15 protein-coding genes are annotated in these 16840 nt (G+C 71.9%); 11 read left to right on the forward strand and 4 right to left on the reverse strand.

Annotated features, from left to right (window positions below):
• Nucleotides 1-43 precede the first annotated feature (43 nt).
• Genes M8C17_RS05595 through M8C17_RS05605 form a run of 3 tightly spaced genes read left to right on the forward strand, consistent with a single transcriptional unit; the run spans nt 44 to nt 2705 of the window.
• Complete coding sequence (locus M8C17_RS05595) at nt 44-739, forward strand: response regulator transcription factor (protein ID WP_252415301.1); 696 nt, start codon at nt 44-46, stop codon at nt 737-739.
• Nucleotides 736-2202, forward strand: coding sequence for a HAMP domain-containing sensor histidine kinase (locus tag M8C17_RS05600; protein WP_252415302.1), 1467 nt, complete (start codon nt 736-738; stop codon nt 2200-2202). Before M8C17_RS05595 ends, M8C17_RS05600 begins: the two co-directional genes overlap by 4 nt.
• Nucleotides 2199-2705, forward strand: coding sequence for a hypothetical protein (locus M8C17_RS05605; RefSeq protein ID WP_252415303.1), 507 nt, complete (start codon nt 2199-2201; stop codon nt 2703-2705). The genes M8C17_RS05600 and M8C17_RS05605 overlap by 4 nt, the downstream gene beginning before the upstream one ends.
• A 17-nt stretch (nt 2706-2722) precedes the next feature.
• On the opposite strand, the gene M8C17_RS05610 is transcribed toward M8C17_RS05605, so the two are convergent.
• From M8C17_RS05610 to M8C17_RS05620, 3 genes are read right to left on the reverse strand one after another with little or no spacing between them, the layout of a single operon-like run.
• On the reverse strand, nt 2723-3742 hold the full coding sequence (locus M8C17_RS05610; protein WP_252415304.1) for a D-alanine--D-alanine ligase family protein: 1020 nt from the start codon (nt 3740-3742) through the stop codon (nt 2723-2725).
• Nucleotides 3739-4881 carry an alanine racemase gene (alr, locus tag M8C17_RS05615; RefSeq protein WP_252415305.1) on the reverse strand — a complete coding sequence of 381 codons (1143 nt, stop codon included), beginning with the start codon at nt 4879-4881 and terminating at the stop codon, nt 3739-3741. The genes M8C17_RS05610 and alr overlap by 4 nt, the downstream gene beginning before the upstream one ends.
• Complete coding sequence (locus tag M8C17_RS05620; RefSeq protein WP_252415306.1) at nt 4878-6041, reverse strand: acyltransferase; 1164 nt, start codon at nt 6039-6041, stop codon at nt 4878-4880. The genes alr and M8C17_RS05620 overlap by 4 nt, the downstream gene beginning before the upstream one ends.
• Before the next feature lie 141 nt (nt 6042-6182).
• Between M8C17_RS05620 and M8C17_RS05625 the strand changes: the two genes are divergently transcribed.
• Nucleotides 6183-7058, forward strand: a complete 876-nt coding sequence (locus M8C17_RS05625; RefSeq protein ID WP_252415307.1) for an LLM class F420-dependent oxidoreductase — start codon at nt 6183-6185, stop codon at nt 7056-7058.
• Nucleotides 7059-7352: 294 nt separating this feature from the next.
• On the opposite strand, the gene M8C17_RS05630 is transcribed toward M8C17_RS05625, so the two are convergent.
• Nucleotides 7353-9614 (reverse strand): catalase, encoded by a 2262-nt coding sequence (locus M8C17_RS05630; protein WP_252415308.1) that lies wholly within the window; start codon nt 9612-9614, stop codon nt 7353-7355.
• A 205-nt stretch (nt 9615-9819) separates the two neighbouring features.
• On the opposite strand from M8C17_RS05630, the gene M8C17_RS05635 reads away from it, so the two are divergent.
• The 7 genes from M8C17_RS05635 (at nt 9820) to M8C17_RS05665 (ending at nt 16790) form a co-directional block, all read left to right on the forward strand.
• Nucleotides 9820-10719, forward strand: coding sequence for an alpha/beta hydrolase (locus M8C17_RS05635; RefSeq protein ID WP_252415309.1), 900 nt, complete (start codon nt 9820-9822; stop codon nt 10717-10719).
• A gap of 138 nt (nt 10720-10857) precedes the next feature.
• Nucleotides 10858-11643, forward strand: a complete 786-nt coding sequence (locus M8C17_RS05640) for an ABC transporter ATP-binding protein (protein WP_252415310.1) — start codon at nt 10858-10860, stop codon at nt 11641-11643.
• 119 nt (nt 11644-11762) lie between these two features.
• Complete coding sequence (locus M8C17_RS05645; protein WP_252415311.1) at nt 11763-12485, forward strand: ABC transporter ATP-binding protein; 723 nt, start codon at nt 11763-11765, stop codon at nt 12483-12485.
• Nucleotides 12486-12567: 82 nt separating this feature from the next.
• On the forward strand, nt 12568-13446 hold the full coding sequence (locus M8C17_RS05650) for a branched-chain amino acid ABC transporter permease (RefSeq protein WP_252415312.1): 879 nt from the start codon (nt 12568-12570) through the stop codon (nt 13444-13446).
• Complete coding sequence (locus tag M8C17_RS05655; protein WP_252415313.1) at nt 13443-14555, forward strand: branched-chain amino acid ABC transporter permease; 1113 nt, start codon at nt 13443-13445, stop codon at nt 14553-14555. The genes M8C17_RS05650 and M8C17_RS05655 overlap by 4 nt, the downstream gene beginning before the upstream one ends.
• A gap of 82 nt (nt 14556-14637) precedes the next feature.
• The gene (locus M8C17_RS05660; protein ID WP_252415314.1) at nt 14638-15924 is read left to right on the forward strand and encodes an ABC transporter substrate-binding protein; all 1287 of its coding nucleotides are present in this window, start codon (nt 14638-14640) and stop codon (nt 15922-15924) included.
• 98 nt (nt 15925-16022) lie between these two features.
• On the forward strand, nt 16023-16790 hold the full coding sequence (locus M8C17_RS05665; protein ID WP_252415315.1) for an SDR family oxidoreductase: 768 nt from the start codon (nt 16023-16025) through the stop codon (nt 16788-16790).
• Nucleotides 16791-16840 lie beyond the last annotated feature (50 nt).

The raw sequence follows: 16840 nt of genomic DNA on the forward strand, positions 1-16840 counted from the left end.
TCGACAAAAGGCTAAATCTATTCATGATGCGATACTTGGTGACATGTCCCAGGTCCTGCTGATCGAAGATCACCAGACGGTGCGCGACGGGCTCCAGCTGGCGCTGACGCGACAGGGCCACACGGTCGATGCGGTGGCCACCGGTGAGCAGGGGCTGGAACGGCTGCGGAGGGCTTCGTCCGACGTCGTGATCCTCGACCTGATGCTGCCCGGGATGGACGGGTTCGAGGTCTGTCGCCGGATCCGCCAGCTCGGCGACCTGCCGATCATCATGCTGACCGCCCGCAACGACGACATGGACGTGGTGGCGGGCCTGGAGGCCGGCGCCGACGACTACGTGGTCAAGCCGGTGCAGGCCCGGGTGCTCGAGGCGCGCATCCGCGCGGTGCTGCGACGCACCGCTGGTGAGTCCCGACGTACCGGCGGCGACCGGTCCGGCGTGGAACAGCACGGTGCTCTGACCATCGACCGTGCCGCGCTGGTGGTCAGCAAGGGCGGGCAGCCGGTCAGCCTCGCCCCGACGGAGCTGCGTCTGCTGCTCGAACTCTCGCACACGCCGGGGCAGGTGCTGAGCCGGCAGCAGTTGCTGTCGGCCGTGTGGGAGCACGGCTACCTGGGCGACTCGCGGCTGGTGGACGCCTGCGTGCAGCGACTGCGTGCCAAGATCGAGGACGACTCGTCGGCACCGGTGTTCATCCAGACGGTGCGCGGTTTCGGATACCGGTTCGGGCCGCTGTGACACTGTGGCGCTGGGCCGGCGGCCACGCCTCGGGCCTGCGGGTCCGCCTGCTGCTGGCCTTCGCGCTGCTGGGCGTGACCACCACCGCGGTGGTGGCCAGCGGAAGCTACTTCCAGGCCCGCACGGTCATCCTCCAGCAGGCGCAGGACGCCGCGGTGGCGTCGCTGACCGACCAACTCACGAAGGTCTACCCGATCCGCCAGCTCCCGCCGACCCAGAACGAGCTGGACGACCTGGCCCATCGCCTCTCCGACCGGGAGGGCTACGCCGTGGTCATCTACCACGACATGCGGGCGCAGGGTGCCCAGGTCCCCGAGCCCCTCACCCCGGAACTGCGGCAGGCGGTCGAGAGTGGCCTCATCGCCTGGCAACGCGTGTCGCGCGACGGTGAACCCGTGCTGCTCATCGGCACCCAGCTGAAACTCGACCGACCCGACGGCGCGGTCCTGCCGTCCGGGCTGGAGGTCTACGCGGTGCGCAGCCTCGCCTCCGAACAGCAGAGCATCGACCGGCTCGCCACCCTGGCGTGGTTGACCGGCGGGCTCTCCCTGGTCCTCGCCGTCCTGCTGGCACTGCTGGCCGCCCGGGGCGTGCTACGGCCGGTACGCGAGCTGGGCCGGGCGGCGCGACGGCTCGGCGAGGGTGACCTGACCACCCGGCTGGTCGTCCGGGGCGCCGACGAACTGGCCGACGTGGCGCGGACCTTCAACGACACCGCGGGGACGGTGGAGCGGCAGGTCGGCGAACTGCGCCGGATGGAGGCCGACGCCCGGCGCTTCGTGGCCGACGTGTCGCACGAACTCCGTACGCCGTTGGCCGCGATGACGGCGGTCACCGACGTGCTGGACGAGGAGGCCGACCGGCTGCCGGGGGATGCCGGCAAGGCCGCCCGGCTCGTCAGTCAGGAGACGCAGAGCCTCACCCAGCTGGTCAACGACCTCATCGAGGTCAGCAGGTTCGACTCCGGCACGGCGCGGCTCGCCCTCGACGACGTCGACGTGGCCGCGGCGGTCACCGCCACTCTGCGGATCCGCGGCTGGACCGATCGCGTACGGGCGGAGCTGCCGCCCGGGGTCGTCGCCCGCCTGGACCCCCGCCGGCTGGACGTCATCGTCGCCAACCTCGTCGGTAACGCCTTCCGGCACGGCACCGAGCCGGTGTCCGTGCGCCTGCACGCCGAACCGGACTGGATCACCATCGAGGTCCGCGACCAGGGGCCGGGGCTGGACCCGGAGGTGCTGCCGCACGTCTTCGACCGCTTCTACAAGGCGGACACCGCGCGGACCCGCTCCGAGGGCAGCGGTCTGGGTCTCGCCATCGCGTGGGAGAACGCCCGACTGCACCGCCACGCCGGGCAGGCGGGCAGTCTCGTGGCGAGCAACGCCCCGACCGGCGGCGCGGTGTTCACACTCCGCCTGCCCCGGGTGGCGGCGGACACGGCGAACACGGGAGGCGTGCGGTGACCGGCCGCCCTGTGGCCCGGGCGCTGCTCGCCGGCGGGCTCCTGCTCACGTTGCTCCTGGCGGGCTGCGGAGTCCGGCCCAGCGGCGTCATCACCGGCCGCCCCGCGATGGCTGGCCCCTCGGTGGGCGTCCGGCTCTACCTGCTGTCGCACGGAGAACTGGCGCTGGTCATCCACCCGAGCAAGGAGCCCGCCTCGCCGGAGGAGACGCTCGCGATGCTGGCCGCGGGTCCGGACGAGTCCGACCTGAGCCAGGGGCTCACCAGCGAGGTGCCCACCGGCCTCGTCCCGGCCGGCCCGGTGACGGCGGTCCCCGGCCGACCCGGCCTCACGGTGACGATGACGGGTCCCGTGCTGTCGTTGTCGGGCGCCGCGGCCGACCAGATCGTCTGCACGGCGGCGAGCGCCGCGGCGCTCGCCGGCCTGGCGGACAGCTTCCCCCCGATCACCCTCGCCGGGCCTGACGGCGCCCGCCCGCCCCGGTTCTGTCCGGTCGTCAGGTGACCGGGGCGGGCGGGCGTTCACACCAGGTCGACCGCCCGCGCCGGCCGGGGCAACCCGCCGGGAGACCGGCTCTTATCGGCCAGCGCGCCGGAGATCAGGATGTCGAGCAGGTCGCCGAACGCGACCCCGGCCTGCCGCCAGATCTGGGGGAACTGCGACGCGACGGTGAACCCGGGGAAGGTGTTGACCTCGTTCACGATGGGCTCGGCTGACCCCTCCGTGGGCAGGAAGAAGTCGACCCGGAGCAGCCCGCGGCAGTCGAGGGCGTGGAAGGCGCGGACCGCCCGGTCCTGGAGCACCTCGGTGGTGGCCTGGTCCAGCGGGGCGGGGATCTGGAAGACGGCCCCGCCGTCGTACTTGGCGTCGTAGTCGAAGAAGCCCGCGCCGTTCACCCGGATCTCCAGGGGCGGGCCGGCCTGCACCCGGCCGTCGGGATGCTGGAGGACGGCCACGTCGATCTCCCGTCCGCGCGCCCCCTGCTCGACCAGCACCTTCGGGTCGACCTCGCGGGCCTGCTCCAGCGCCGCCGGAAGTCGCTCCCAGTCGGTCACCTTGACGACGCCCAGGCTGGAGCCGGCCCGGGCCGGCTTGACGAAGACCGGCAGGCCCAGTCGTTGCTGGTCGGACGGGGACAGGTCCTCACCCGTCCGCAGGGTCACCCCGGGGCTGACCCGCAGGCCGTCCGCGGCGAGGAGCCTCTTGGTGACGCCCTTGTCCATGCCGGCCGCGCTGGCGAAGACGCCGTTGCCGACGTACGGCACACCGAGCCACTCCAGCAGCGACGCCACGGTGCCGTCCTCGCCGTACGGGCCGTGCAGGGCCGGGAACACCACGTCCTGGGCGCGCAGCACGCGCAGCGCCTGGGGGAGTGGGCTCGGGCGGCCGTCGACGTACCACTGGCCGTCCCGGCCGATGAGCACCTCGGTGACCTGGTACCGGTCGCGGTCCAGCCCGGCGAGGATGCTCGACGCCGAGCGGCGGGACACCTCGTGCTCGCCGCTCTGCCCGCCGTACAGCACTGCCAGTCGGGTTGTCATGAAACGTCCGCCCTTTCGTGAAGGTGGTCGCGGGCCACCCGGGGCCCGATACCGGTCAAGATCTCGTGCGGGTTGGTGCCGGCCCAGCGGGCCCACTCGGCGACCGTCGGTTGGGCCGGGTCGCCCCCTTCCGGGCCGAACAGCACGACCGGGTCGCCGATCGCCACGGGAAGGTCGCCGGCGTCGACCACGCACTGGTCCATGGCGATGCGCCCGACGATCGGGCAGCGCCGGCCGCCGAGCCACACCGCGGCGCGGCCCTCGACGGCACGGGTCACGCCGTCGGCGTAGCCGAGCGGCAGCAGGGCCAGCGTGGTGGGCGCCGAGGTCACGTACTCCGGTCCGTAGGAGACGCCCGTGCCGGCCGGCACCCGCTTCACGTTGACCACGGTGGTGCGCAGCGTCATCGCGGGGCGCAGGCCGAAATCGTCGGGCGATGTCCCGCCGAACGGGTCCACGCCGTACAGGGCGAGCCCGATCCGGCAGAGGTCGAAGCGGGTCCGGGGTGCCGACAGCGCGGCCGCCGAATTGGCCAGGTGGACCAGGTCGGGGTCGAGGCCGGCGGACCGGGCGTACCGCAACGCCTCCTCGAAGGTCGTCACCTGCCGGGCCAGCCCGGGGGTGCCCGGTACGTCGGCGTCGGTCAGGTGGGACCACACGCCGCGCACCCGGACCCCGCCTTCGCGCTCGTACTTCCGGGCCCAGTCGACAAGTTCGACCCAGTCGTCGCCGCCGGCTCCGTTGCGGGACAACCCGGTGTCGGCCTTGAGCTGCACCATCGCCGGTACACCGAGCCGGTGGGCCGCGTCGACGACCGCATGCAGGTGGGTCGTCGTCGACAGGCCGAGGTCGACGCCAGCGTTGATCAATGTGGCGAAGTCCTCGTCCGGGCGGTGCAACCAGCTCAGCGTGGGTGCGGTGATGCCGGCGCCGCGCAGGGCCAACGCCTCGGACGCCGAGGTCACCCCCAGCCAACCAGCCCCGGCGCGCAGAGCGGCCCGGGCGACCGGCACCGCGCCGTGGCCGAACCCGTCCGCCTTCACCACCGCCATCAGCTCGGTGCCGGTGAGCGACGCGATCGACCGGACGTTGCTGGCGATCGCCCCGAGGTCGACCACCGCCTCGGCCAGCGCGCTCATCCGGCCGCCTCCACCCGGCGAGGTGCCGTCCGACGGTCGCCGGGGAGGGCGAACAGCCAGCGTGCGTGCGCCGCCAGCAACCCGCGATGGATGGCCAGGCTGACGCCGATCACAAGTCCGGTCAGCAGGACCGGGTAGCCGAGCACGAGCAGGCCCCGGCCGACCTGGTCCAGCCCGCAGACGGGCCCGAGCAGCCGGTGCAGCAGAGCCAGGACCGGCATGTGGATGACGTAGATCGGCAACGTGATGCGGCCGAGGGTGGCGAGCCGACCGCTGGCGGCGGGCCACCGGCCCAACTGGGCGGCCGCCGTGACGCCGAAGGCGACCGCCACGACGGAGACCGCCGGCCACACGCCGAACCACCGCTGGGCGCCGAGCGCCGCCATCGCGGCCAGCGCGAGGACGTAGGCGCCCGAGGTCAGCACGAGCCGGCGCCGGGTGGCCGTCGCCGCCCACCATTCGATCTGCGGCCGCAGGTACAGGCCGGCGAGGAAGAAGATCAGGTTCTGGTACAGGCCGGCGCGGTTGCCCGGCGTGTCGAGCAGGCCGGCGGCGGCGACGGCGGACAGTGCCGCGGCCGGCACGAGGACCAGCACCCGGGGAGCCCGGCGCAGCACCTTGGCGACCGTGAAGTAGAGCGCCAGGGCGTAGAGGTACCAGAGGTTGGAGGGTGTGATGGTGAGCTGTTCCAGCAGACCGAGGGCGGACGTGGCGCGGTCGGTCGGGAAGTCCGGGGCCGCGGCGAGGACCGCGGTGTGGATCAGCAGCCAGACCGCGTACAGGTAGAGGAACCCGGCGATCCTGCTGCGGGCGACGACCCGCCAGGGTCGCTGGACGGCGTTCGCCGCGAAGACACCGGAGATGGTGAAGAACAGCGGCATCCGCAGCGGCAGGAACTGCTCGCCCACCGTCCCCCACAGGCCCGGCACCGGTACGCCGATGTGCCAGTCGATCTGCAGGTAGTCCTTCACGACGACGTGCCACAGGACGACCAGGATGATGCAGACGCCCTTCGCGGCGTCGGCCCACTCCGCCCGGTGCGGCCGTCCCGAGGTGGGGACGGCCCCGGTTGCCCGGTACCGGTGGCGAAACCGGACGCGCGTCGCACCGGGTTCGCGCTCGGCGGGCCGTGAGTCGGTGGATGTCGGCTGTCGGATCACTCAGGAGAAGGTGTCAGGTGGATATCCCCGCCTGATCCACGGATTGTCATGAACGGGTAATGGAAGTCGCCGGAGGGCACCTGTCGCCAGAGCCCACCCGTGACGTCGGGGAGCACTAGGCTCGGCTCGGAGGTGGCGAGGATGAAGCTCGGACTGCACTACTGGAGTTACTCGACCCCGGCCGAGGCGGCCGCGATCGCACCGACCCTGGCCGAGGCGGCCACCACGGCGGAGCAGGCGGGCGTCGCCTCCTTCACGGTGATGGACCACTTCTTCCAGATGGACGCGGTGGCCGCCGCCGAGGAGCCGATGCTGGAGGCGTACACGACGCTGGGGTTCGTCGCGGCGAAGACCCAGCGGATGACGCTGGGCGTGCTGGTCACCGGCGTGATGTACCGGTACCCGGGGCTGCTCGCCAAGACCGTGACCACGCTCGACGTGCTCTCCGGCGGCCGGGCACGGCTCGGCATCGGCGCCTCCTGGTACGAGCGGGAGCAGCGCGGCCTCGGCGTGCCCGTGGTGCCGGTGGCCGAGCGCTTCGAGCGGCTGGAGGAGACGCTGCGCATCTGCCTGCAGATGTGGAGCGACGACAACGGGCCGTTCGACGGCCGCCACTACCAGCTCGCCGAGACGATCGGCTCGCCCCGGCCGTTGAGCCGTCCGCACCCGCCCATCATGATCGGCGGCGGCGGCGAGAAGAAGACGTTGCTGCTGGTGGCCCGGTACGCCGACGCCTGCAACCTGTTCGGCACGGGTGCCGGCGCCGACGAGGTGGCGCGCAAACTGGACGTGCTGCGGGGGCACTGCGCCGCCGAGGGCCGCGACTACGACACCATCGAGAAGACGGTGGTGGCGCACCGGTCGCCGTTGGCCGACGTCGACGCGTTCCTCGCCGAGGTGGCCGAGTACGCCGCGCTCGGCGTCAGCGAGGTGCAGGTGACGCCTGATCGGCACCCGGTGGAGTTCGCCCAGCGGCTCGGCGACGAGGTGCTGCCCCGGTTGGCCGACATCGGCTGATCCCATCGCGATGGCGTGACCATTGTGAAATGGGCCAATGGAGGGTTGACCGTCGGTGCGCACCGCCGCCGGTTTCGGGCACCGGAATCAGTTCGCAGGATGAAATGATCCGGGTCACACAAAGGCCCGCGCCGCCCGCCGGAAATTGCTGTCGCGGCGGGGCGGAATGGGTCGAGTGTGGCCCCCGACCGGATGCTTCAGCGGGACATCGTCAAAAGTGGTCGCGACGGTGAGTCGTACGCCAGGGGCTGCCCTCCGCGAGCGGAGGACAGCCCCTGGGGTGTAGCTGCCGCGTCAGGCGACCGAGGCGGGGAACCGGTCCCACACGCGGTGCGCGGCCATCAGTTGCCGCACCGAGGTCAGCGCTTCGGCGCCGGAGCCGGCCGTGACGACGCCGGGAGTGCCGGCCACCCCCGCCTGCTCCAGCACCGTGACGCCGGCGCCCCAGGCGCCGATCGTCTTGGCGTGCCGCCAGCACTCCTCGACGAGGAGCAGCACGCGAGGATCCACGGTCACCGCCTTCGGACTACCCGCCTTGTCGTCGCGGGCGGGGATGGCATCCGGCGCGGGCACCGGCGCTCCGGCCAGCAGCACCGCGTCGAACTCGACCGACCGACCGGTGGCGAAGGTCCGCTGCACCGGCATGCCTCCCACCATTCCGCCGTGCGGGGCGATCAGCAGCGGCACCATGCCCGCGTCGAACACCGCCCGCCGGACCTCGTCGACACCGTCCAGGTCGCCGTCGGGGTCGACGACGATCCCGACCATACGACCGTCGGTGGGCCACTCCCTGCCGACCTGCGACAGCGCCGGGCTCGGCGCGACGTCGGCCAGGGGCACGGTCGGCTGCGGAGCGGGCAGGCCCAGGCCGGCGGCGACCTGCTCGCACAGCACCGGGTCGATGTTGGCGAGGCACTGCAGCTGGCGTTCCTTGATCGCCTGGTGGTAGCACTTGCCCAGCTCGAAGGTGTACGCGCGGATGATGTGCTCCCGCTCGACCGGCGACATGCTCAGCCAGAACAGGCGGACCTGGCTGAAGTGGTCGTCGAACGAGACCGGGTTGGCGCGTACCTTCGGCGCCTGCGCCACCGTCACCGGCACGTCGACGAACGCCTGCTCCCCGTCTCCGGCGGGGAAGGGGTTGCCACCGTCGAGTGAGTTCGGCCGGTACGGCGCGACCCCCGCGTGGACGGCGTGCTGGTGGAAGCCGTCGCGCAGCATGTCGTTCACCGGGGCGTGCGGGCGGTTGATCGGGATCTGGGAGAAGTTCGGCCCGCCCAACCGGGTGAGCTGCGTGTCGACGTACGAGAACAACCGGCCCTGCAGCAGCGGGTCGTTCGTGACGTCGATGCCCGGCGGAAGGTGGCCGAGGTGGAAGGCGACCTGCTCGGTCTCGGCGAAGAAGTTTGTCGGCGTCCGGTGGAGGGTCAGCTTCCCGATGGGCTGCACCGCCGCCAGTTCCTCCGGCACGATCTTCGTCGGGTCCAGCAGGTCGATCCCGGCGAAGGTCTCCTCCGGAGTGTCCGGGAAGACCTGGATGCCGAGTTCCCACTCGGGGTACGCGCCGGCCTCGATCGCGTCGTAGAGATCACGGCGGTGGAAGTCCGGGTCGATGCCGCTGAGCATCTGGGCCTCCTCCCAGGTCAGGGAGTGCACGCCCAGCTTGGGCTTCCAGTGGAACTTGACGAGCGTCGTCTCGCCCGCCTCGTTGACGAGGCGGAAGGTGTGGACGCCGAAGCCCTCCATCGTCCGGTACGACCGGGGGATGCCCCGGTCGGACATGTTCCACATCGCGTGGTGCTGCGCCTCGGTGTGCAGGGAGACGAAGTCCCAGAAGGTGTCGTGCGCGCTCTGTGCCTGCGGGATCTCGCGGTCGGGATGCGGCTTGGCGGCGTGGATGATGTCGGGGAACTTGATGGCGTCCTGGATGAAGAAGACCGGCATGTTGTTGGCGACGAGGTCGAAGGTGCCCTCGTCGGTGTAGAACTTCGTCGCGAAGCCGCGGGTGTCGCGGACCGTGTCGGCCGAACCGCGCGAACCGAGCACGGTGGAGAACCGTACGAAGACCTCCGTCTCCCGCCCCTTCCTCAGGAAGCCGGCCCGGGTGACCCGCTCCGCGGTGCCGTACGCGGTGAACACGCCGTGCGCCCCGGCGCCGCGGGCGTGCACCACGCGCTCGGGGATGCGCTCGTGGTCGAAATGCGTGATCTTCTCGCGCAGGTGGTGGTCCTGCAGCAGGGTCGGACCGCGTGATCCGGCCTTGAGGGAGTGGTCCGTGTCGCGCAGCCGCGCCCCCTGCGACGTCGTGAGGAAGGCACCCTGCTGGCCGTTGGCGGTCGTCGGCGCGCCGGTCTCCTCGCCGGTCGGCGTGCGGGTCTGCGGAGCCCCCTGCTCTCCCTTCGGCGGCAACGGGCCGTGCGGCGTCGTCGGCTCCTCGACGGTCGGCGGGGCACTGCCGGGCGCGCCGGGGACGTCCGGCGACAGGGCATCCGTGATCTTTTCTGAGGCGGTCTTCACGGCGTTCTTGACCGCCTTGGCGGGCGTGCTGGAATCCACTGACGAACCCCTCCATGGAGCGTGTGCGAGCAGGCCCAGGAATTCCTACCCCTGGTCAGGAGGCCAAAACACCGCCGCGGGACGTGGGGTCGACCCCGCGCGAGGACCTGGGCGGGCGGGACTGGTGATTTCACCGATGCGTGGGCCGGCGAAGAGGAAAAAACTGACGCACGTCGATATCCCTCGACTCTAGGGAGTGCCCGACGTGTCGTCACCAACCACCACCCGTCCCCGTTCCGTGGTAGCCCGAGCCGTGCGGCTCGCGCTGGCCGCCACCCTCGTCGCCGGCGGCGTCCTCGCCGGCTCCTCCGGCGCCGCGCAGGCGGCGAGCCCGTACGAGCGGGGCCCGAACCCCACCACCGCGATCCTGGAGGCCAGTCGCGGCCCGTTCGCCACGGCCTCGCAGAACGTGTCCTCGCTGAGCGTCACCGGCTTCGGCGGCGGCGTCATCTACTACCCGACCAGCACCAGCGAGGGCACCTTCGGCGCCGTCGCCATCTCGCCCGGCTACACCGCGGCCTGGTCCAGCATCAGTTGGCTCGGCCCCCGGCTCGCCTCACACGGCTTCGTGGTGATCGGAATCGAGACCAACAGCCGGTTCGACCAGCCGGACAGCCGTGGCCGGCAACTGCTCGCCGCACTGGACTACCTGGTCGAGCGCAGCTCGGTGCGTACCCGGATCGACGGCACCCGGCTCGCGGTGGCCGGTCACTCGATGGGCGGCGGCGGAAGCCTGGAGGCGGCGTCCTCCCGGCCGTCGTTGCAGGCCGCGGTGCCGCTGGCGCCGTGGAACACGGACAAGAGCTGGTCCGAGCTGCAGGTGCCCACCCTGATCGTCGGTGGCGAGAGCGACAGCGTCGCGCCGGTCTCGTCGCACTCGGAGCCGTTCTACAACAGCATTCCGTCCTCCGCGGAGAAGGCGTACCTGGAGCTGAACGGGGCGAGCCACTTCTTCCCGCAGTCGGTCAACACGCCGACCGCCCGACAGATGGTGGCCTGGCTCAAGCGGTTCGTCGACGACGACACCCGCTACGAGCCGTTCCTCTGCCCCGGCCCGAGTGGACTGCAGATCGAGGAGTACCGCAACACCTGCCCCAGTTCCTGACCGCGAACCCGGGGCGGTCGCCGGTGGCGGCCGCCCCGCTTCGTGTGCCGGTGGGGAGGTATTGAAGGTCTTGACGCGGTACCCGAGAAACGTACACTGCGAGTGTAAATAACACCCGCCACGACAGAGGGATGGGTGATGGAGCGCGGCCTCGCATTGCACCACATCGGCGTACGTTTCGGTGGCCTCACCGCCCTCGACGACGTCTCTCTGCGGGTGTCACCCAACCGGGTGGTGGGCGTCATCGGGCCCAACGGCGCCGGCAAGACCACGGTGTTCAACGTGATCTGCGGTTTCGTCGCGCCGGAGACGGGTTCGCTCACCCTCGACGGCGCGCCCCTGCGGCCACGGCCGCACCGGCTGACGCGCCTCGGCATCGCCCGCACCCTGCAGGGCACCGGGCTCTTCGCCGGGCTCACCGTGCTGGAGAACGTCATGACCGGCGCCTCGCACACCGCGCGGGCCGGTTTCGTGCCGGCGCTGCTCGGCCTGCCCAGCAGCGACCGCGACGAGCGGCGGCTGCGCCAGCACGCGCTGGACATCCTGGACGACCTGGGCATCGCCGGGCACGCCGGCGCCGCGCCGGCCACACTGCCCTTCGCCGTACGGCAGCGGGTCGCCCTGGCCCGCGCGCTCGCCGCCCGACCCCGGCTGCTCCTGCTCGACGAACCCGCCGGTGGCCTCGGTGCCGACGACATCACCGAGTTGGCGGAGCTGATCCGGCAGCTTCCCCGACGGGACGTCGACCCCTGCGCGGTGCTGCTGGTGGAACACCACATGGATCTGGTGATGGCGGTCTGCGACGAGATCGTGGTTCTCGACTTCGGCCGGGTGATCGCCGCCGGCACACCGGACGAGATCCGCGACGACCCGGCGGTCACCGACGCCTACCTCGGCGCCGCCATCGACGAGGCCGCCGCGTGAGCGCGAGGAGTGAGCCGGGTTTGCGAGCCCCGCAGTCGCGAACGAAAGGTGGCACCGGTGAGCGCGAGGAGTGAGCCGGGTTTGCGAGCCCCGCAGTCGCGAACGGGAGGTGGCACCGCGTGAGCGCGCAGGATCTGCTCGTGGTGCGTGGTCTGGTGGCCGGCTATGGCGCCGCGCCCGTGCTGCAGGCCATCGACCTCACCGTTCCGGCCGGCACCATCGCCGCGGTCGTCGGTGCCAACGGCGCCGGCAAGACCACCCTGCTGCGCGCGCTGTCCGGCATGATCCGCCCGGCCGCCGGGCAGGTGCTCCTCGCAGGGGAGGACCTGCGCGGTACGCCGGTGGAGAAGCTCGTCCGGCGGGGCATGGCGCACGTGCCGGAGGGCCGGGGCGTGATCAACGAGCTGACCGTCGACGAGAACCTGCGGCTCGGCGGGCTGTGGCGGCGCGACCGGGCCGACGCCGGTCGTGCGCTCACCGAGGTCTACGAGCTCTTCGAGCCGCTGGCGCGGCGCCGCCGGCACCTCGGCCACCAGCTCTCCGGTGGCGAGCGGCAGATGCTCGCGCTCGGTCGGGCGCTGGTCGCCCGACCGCGCCTGCTGCTGCTCGACGAGCCGTCACTCGGGCTGGCGCCGCGGGTGGTCGCTCGGACCATGGCCCTGCTCCGGCAACTGCGTGACCGTACCGGCCTGACGGTGCTGCTGGTCGAGCAGAACGTGCGCAGCGCACTGGCCGTCGCCGACCAGGGCGTCGTGATGGCCCTCGGCCGGGTGGTGATCGCCGCTCCGGCCGACAAGCTGCGTGACGACGTCGAGCTGCGGCACGCGTACCTCGGTTTCTGACCACCACCTCGTCCCCAGGAGGGAGGACTGTTGGACCGCTTCGTCTTTCTCACCACCACCTCGTCCCCAGGAGGGAGGACTGTTGGACCGCTTCGTCTTTCTCACCATCGACGGCCTTTCCCGGGGCGCGGTGTACGCCGCGTTCGCGCTCGCCCTGGTGCTCATCTGGCGGGCGGCACGGGTCGTCAACTTCGCGCAGGGGGCGATGGCCGTCGCCGCCGCGTACGTCGCCTACACCGTGTCCGCGCAGACCGGCTCGTACTGGCTGGGCTTCGTGGTGGCGATCGTCGCCGGGCTGCTGCTCGGTGCGCTGGTCGACCGGGCGGTGATGCGCTACGTCGACCACACCTCGCCGCTCAACCCGGTGATCGTCGCGCTCGGGCTGGTGCTGCTGATCCAGGCCGTCCTGGGCATGGTGTACGGCAGTGAGTTCCGCCCCGCCGAGGCGCCGTTCAGCCGCTCCGCTCTCACGGTGGGCGGGTTGGCCGTGCTCTCGCCGTACGACCTGTTCGTGTTCGCGACGATCGGGGTGGTGGTCGTCGGGTTGGCCTGGATCTTCGCGCGGACGGCGGTCGGGCTGCGGATGCGCGCGGCGGCGTTCGCCCCGGAGGTGTCCCGACTGCTCGGGGTCAACGTCGGCGGCATGCTGACCCTCGGCTGGGCGCTCGCCTCGGGTGTGGGCGCGCTGGCCGCCATGCTGGTCATCCCCACCGAGCTGGGCCTGCACCCGCACGCCATGGATCTGGTCTTCGTCTCGGCGTTCACCGCGGCGGTGGTCGGTGGCCTGGACAGTCCACCCGGGGCGGTGGTCGGCGGTCTGGTGGTGGGTCTGCTGCTCTCCTACGTCAGCGGTTACGCCGGCAGTGACCTCACGCCGCTGGCGGTGCTGGTCCTGCTGCTGGCGGTGCTGCTGGTCCGGCCCGGCGGGCTGTTCGCCCCGGTCGCGGCGAGGCGGGTGTGAGCGCCACCCGGGCGGCCGTGCCGCCGAAGCAGCGGCCGGCCGACGCCGGCGACCGTCCGGTCGACCGGCGGCGTGGCTCGACCCTGCTGCGCCACCTCGCCATCATGCTCGCCGCCGGGCTGCTGCTGGTCGGGGTCAGTTACGCCGTCGAGCCGTTCCGCAACTTCCAGCTCGCCACGGTGGCGGCCTACCTCTGCGCCACCGCCGGGTTGACGGTCCTCACCGGGCTCAACGGCCAGCTCTCGCTCGGGCACGGCGCGTTGATGGCGACGGGTGCGTACACGGTGGCGTTCTGCCAGAACGCGTTCGCCGACCGGGGGATGACCGGCGGCTGGCTGCTGCCGCTCTCGCTCGGTGCGGCGGTGCTCGGCACGGTGGCGGTCGGTGCGGTCGTCGGCGTCGCGGCGGCGCGGCTGCGCGGTCCCTACCTGGCCGGGGTGACCCTGGCCGTGGCTGTCGTCGTGCCGGCGCTGGCCGTCACCTTCGACGGCGTCTTCAACGGTGAGCAGGGGCTGTCGGTGCCGGTGGAGCCGCCGCCGGTGTCGCTCGGGCCGTACTTCCCCTACGAGCGGTGGCAGCTCTGGCTCACCGGCGCGGCCACCCTGCTCGCCCTGCTGCTGCTGGCCAACCTGATCCGCAGCCGGTACGGGCGCACCTTCCGGGCGGTCCGCGACGACGAGGTGGCCGCGCGTCTCGCCGGCATCCACGTGGCCCGTACCCAGGTGCTGGCGTTCGTGGTCAGCGCCGCCACCGCGGGTCTCGGCGGCGCGCTGCTCGCGGTGCTGGCGCAGAGCGTCTCACCGGGCGCGTTCTCGCTGACCCTGTCGCTGTTCCTGCTGATGGCCGTGGTGATCGGCGGTCTCGGCCGCCTCACCGGCGCGCTGTGGGGCGCCGTCCTGCTGGTCGCCCTGCCCGATCTCACCCACTCCTTGACCGAGATGCTGACCCTCTCGCCCGCCGTGGCGCAGCGGATGGAGGGCAACCTCCCGCTGGCGATCTTCGGAATCACCCTGATCGTCGTCATGATCGCCGCGCCCGGTGGCGTGCAGGGTCTGCTGTCGCGTCTCGGCCGGGCGCTGCTGGCCCGGTGGTCGGCGCGGCGGTCCTGAGCTGTCCCGGTCCGGCTCCGGCCGGGCGTCCCACCACCACAGAAGTTCGACTGAACCGGACCGAGAAAGGTCGGTGTTTCCCATGCACCGTTCGGCACGACGCGGTCTCGCGATCGCCAGCACCATAGCCCTGCTGATCAGCGCCGCCGGCTGCAGCGGCGACGACGGTTCCGGTCCCGGCGGGGGATCGGTGCCGGGCGTCACCGACTCGGAGATCGTCGTCGGCACGCACATGCCGCTCACCGGCCCGGCCTCGGCCGGCTATTCCAAGATCGCTCCGGCGACGAAGGCGTACTTCGACTACGTCAACGCCAACGGCGGCGTACACGGGCGCAAGATCACTTACAAGATCATGGACGACGGCTACAACCCGGCGAACACCCAGCAGGTGGTTCGGCAGCTCGTCCTGCAGGACAAGGTCTTCGCCGTGCTCAACGGCCTCGGCACGCCGACGCACACCGGCGTGCTCGACTTCCTCAAGAGCAACCGGGTGCCGGACCTCTTCGTCGCCTCCGGCAGCCGTAGCTGGGACCAGCCGGACAAGTACCCGGGCACGTTCGGGTTCAACCCGGACTACACGGTCGAGGGCAAGATCCTCGCCACCTACGCGAAGGCGAACCTGGCCGGCCAGAAGGTCTGCTTCCTCGGCCAGGACGACGACTTCGGCCGGGACAGCCTGGTCGGCGTGGAGAAGGTGCTCGGCGCGACCGGCGTGGCGGTCAAGCAGACGTACGTCACCAGCAACACCAACGTGGCGCCGCAGATCGGCGCGTTCAAGGCGGCCGGTTGCCAGGTCGTCGTGCTCGCCACCGTGCCCGGCTTCACGGCGCTCTCCATCGGCACCGCGGCGCGGCTGGGCTTCAAGCCACAGTGGCTGGTCTCCAACGTCGGGGCCGATTACCCCACCCTGGCCAAGCAGCTCGGCACCGCCGCGCCGCTGCTGGAGGGCATGGTCGGCACCAACTACCTGCCCATGCAGAACGACACCGCGAACCCGTGGATCCAGCTCTTCGCGAAAATCAACAAGACGCACAACGGTGACGCGCCCTTCGACGGCAACACCGTCTACGGCATGTCGGTCGGCTACCTCTTCGTGCAGGTGCTGCTGGCAGCCGGCAAGGATCTCACCCGGGAGAAGGTCCTGCAGACCGTGCAGAAGGGCGGCTTCCAGGGGCCCGGGCTGGTGCCGCTGCGCTTCTCCGCGAACGACCACTCCGGCTACGGCGGGCAGCGGCTGAGCCGGGTGACCGGGGGAGTGCAGAGCTACTTCGGGCCGGCGTACGAGACGGACGAGGCGGACGGCCCGGTCAACGAGTACACGGCCACACCGGTGGCACCGCCGGCCAACGGGGTGCCGACCGTCTCCTGAGGACGGTCGTCCGGCTGCCTCGATCGCGGCGCGTGGGCGCGTTGGACGCGCGTCACGGACGTTGACCGGCGCCGATCGCCACTTCTACTATCTGCACTGTGAATGCATATTCGGGTCGCCTTGCCGATCGGGTCGCCATCGTCACCGGTGCCAGTAGGGGAATCGGTCTGGCCATCGCCCAGCGGCTGGTGGCCGAGGGCGCGCGGGTGGGCCTGACCGCCCGACGTCCGGAGGCGTTGGCCGAGGCGGTCGACGCCCTGGGCGGGCCCGCGTACGCCGTGGCCGTGCCCGGGCGCGCCGACGACGCCGAACACCGGGCCGCCGCCGTGCGCGAGGTCAGCGCCGCGTTCGGGCCGGTGGACCTCCTGGTCAACAACACCGGCATCAACCCGGTGCACGGCCCGCTGGTCGGGCTGGACCTGGCGGCGGCGCGCAAGATCCTCGACGTCAACCTGGTCGCCGCGCTCGGCTGGGTGCAGGAGGTCTGCGCCGCCGGCATGGCCGACCGGGGTGGCTGCGTGGTCAACGTCTCGTCGGTCGCCGGGCTCGGCCCGTCACCCGGCATCGCCTTCTACGGAGTGAGCAAGGCAGCGCTCAACCACCTCACGGCCAGCCTCGCCGTGGAGCTGGGGCCGGCCGTCCGGGTCAACGCCGTCGCCCCCGGCGTGGTGAAGACCCGCTTCGCCGCCGCGCTCTACGAGGGCCGGGAGGAGGAGGTCGCCGCGCGGTATCCCCTCGGGCGGCTCGGCCTGCCGCAGGACGTGGCCGGCCTGGTCGCCTTCCTCGCCTCCGCCGACGCCGCCTGGATCACCGGACAGACCATCGTGTGCGACGGCGGCGTCACGCTGACCGGTCGAGCCGGATGACGGCGCCCGTGGACGCCCGGATGACGCTGCTCGCGGCCTGTCTAGACTCT

The organism is Micromonospora sp. RHAY321, assembly GCF_023896955.1.
Taxonomy (GTDB): domain Bacteria; phylum Actinomycetota; class Actinomycetes; order Mycobacteriales; family Micromonosporaceae; genus Micromonospora.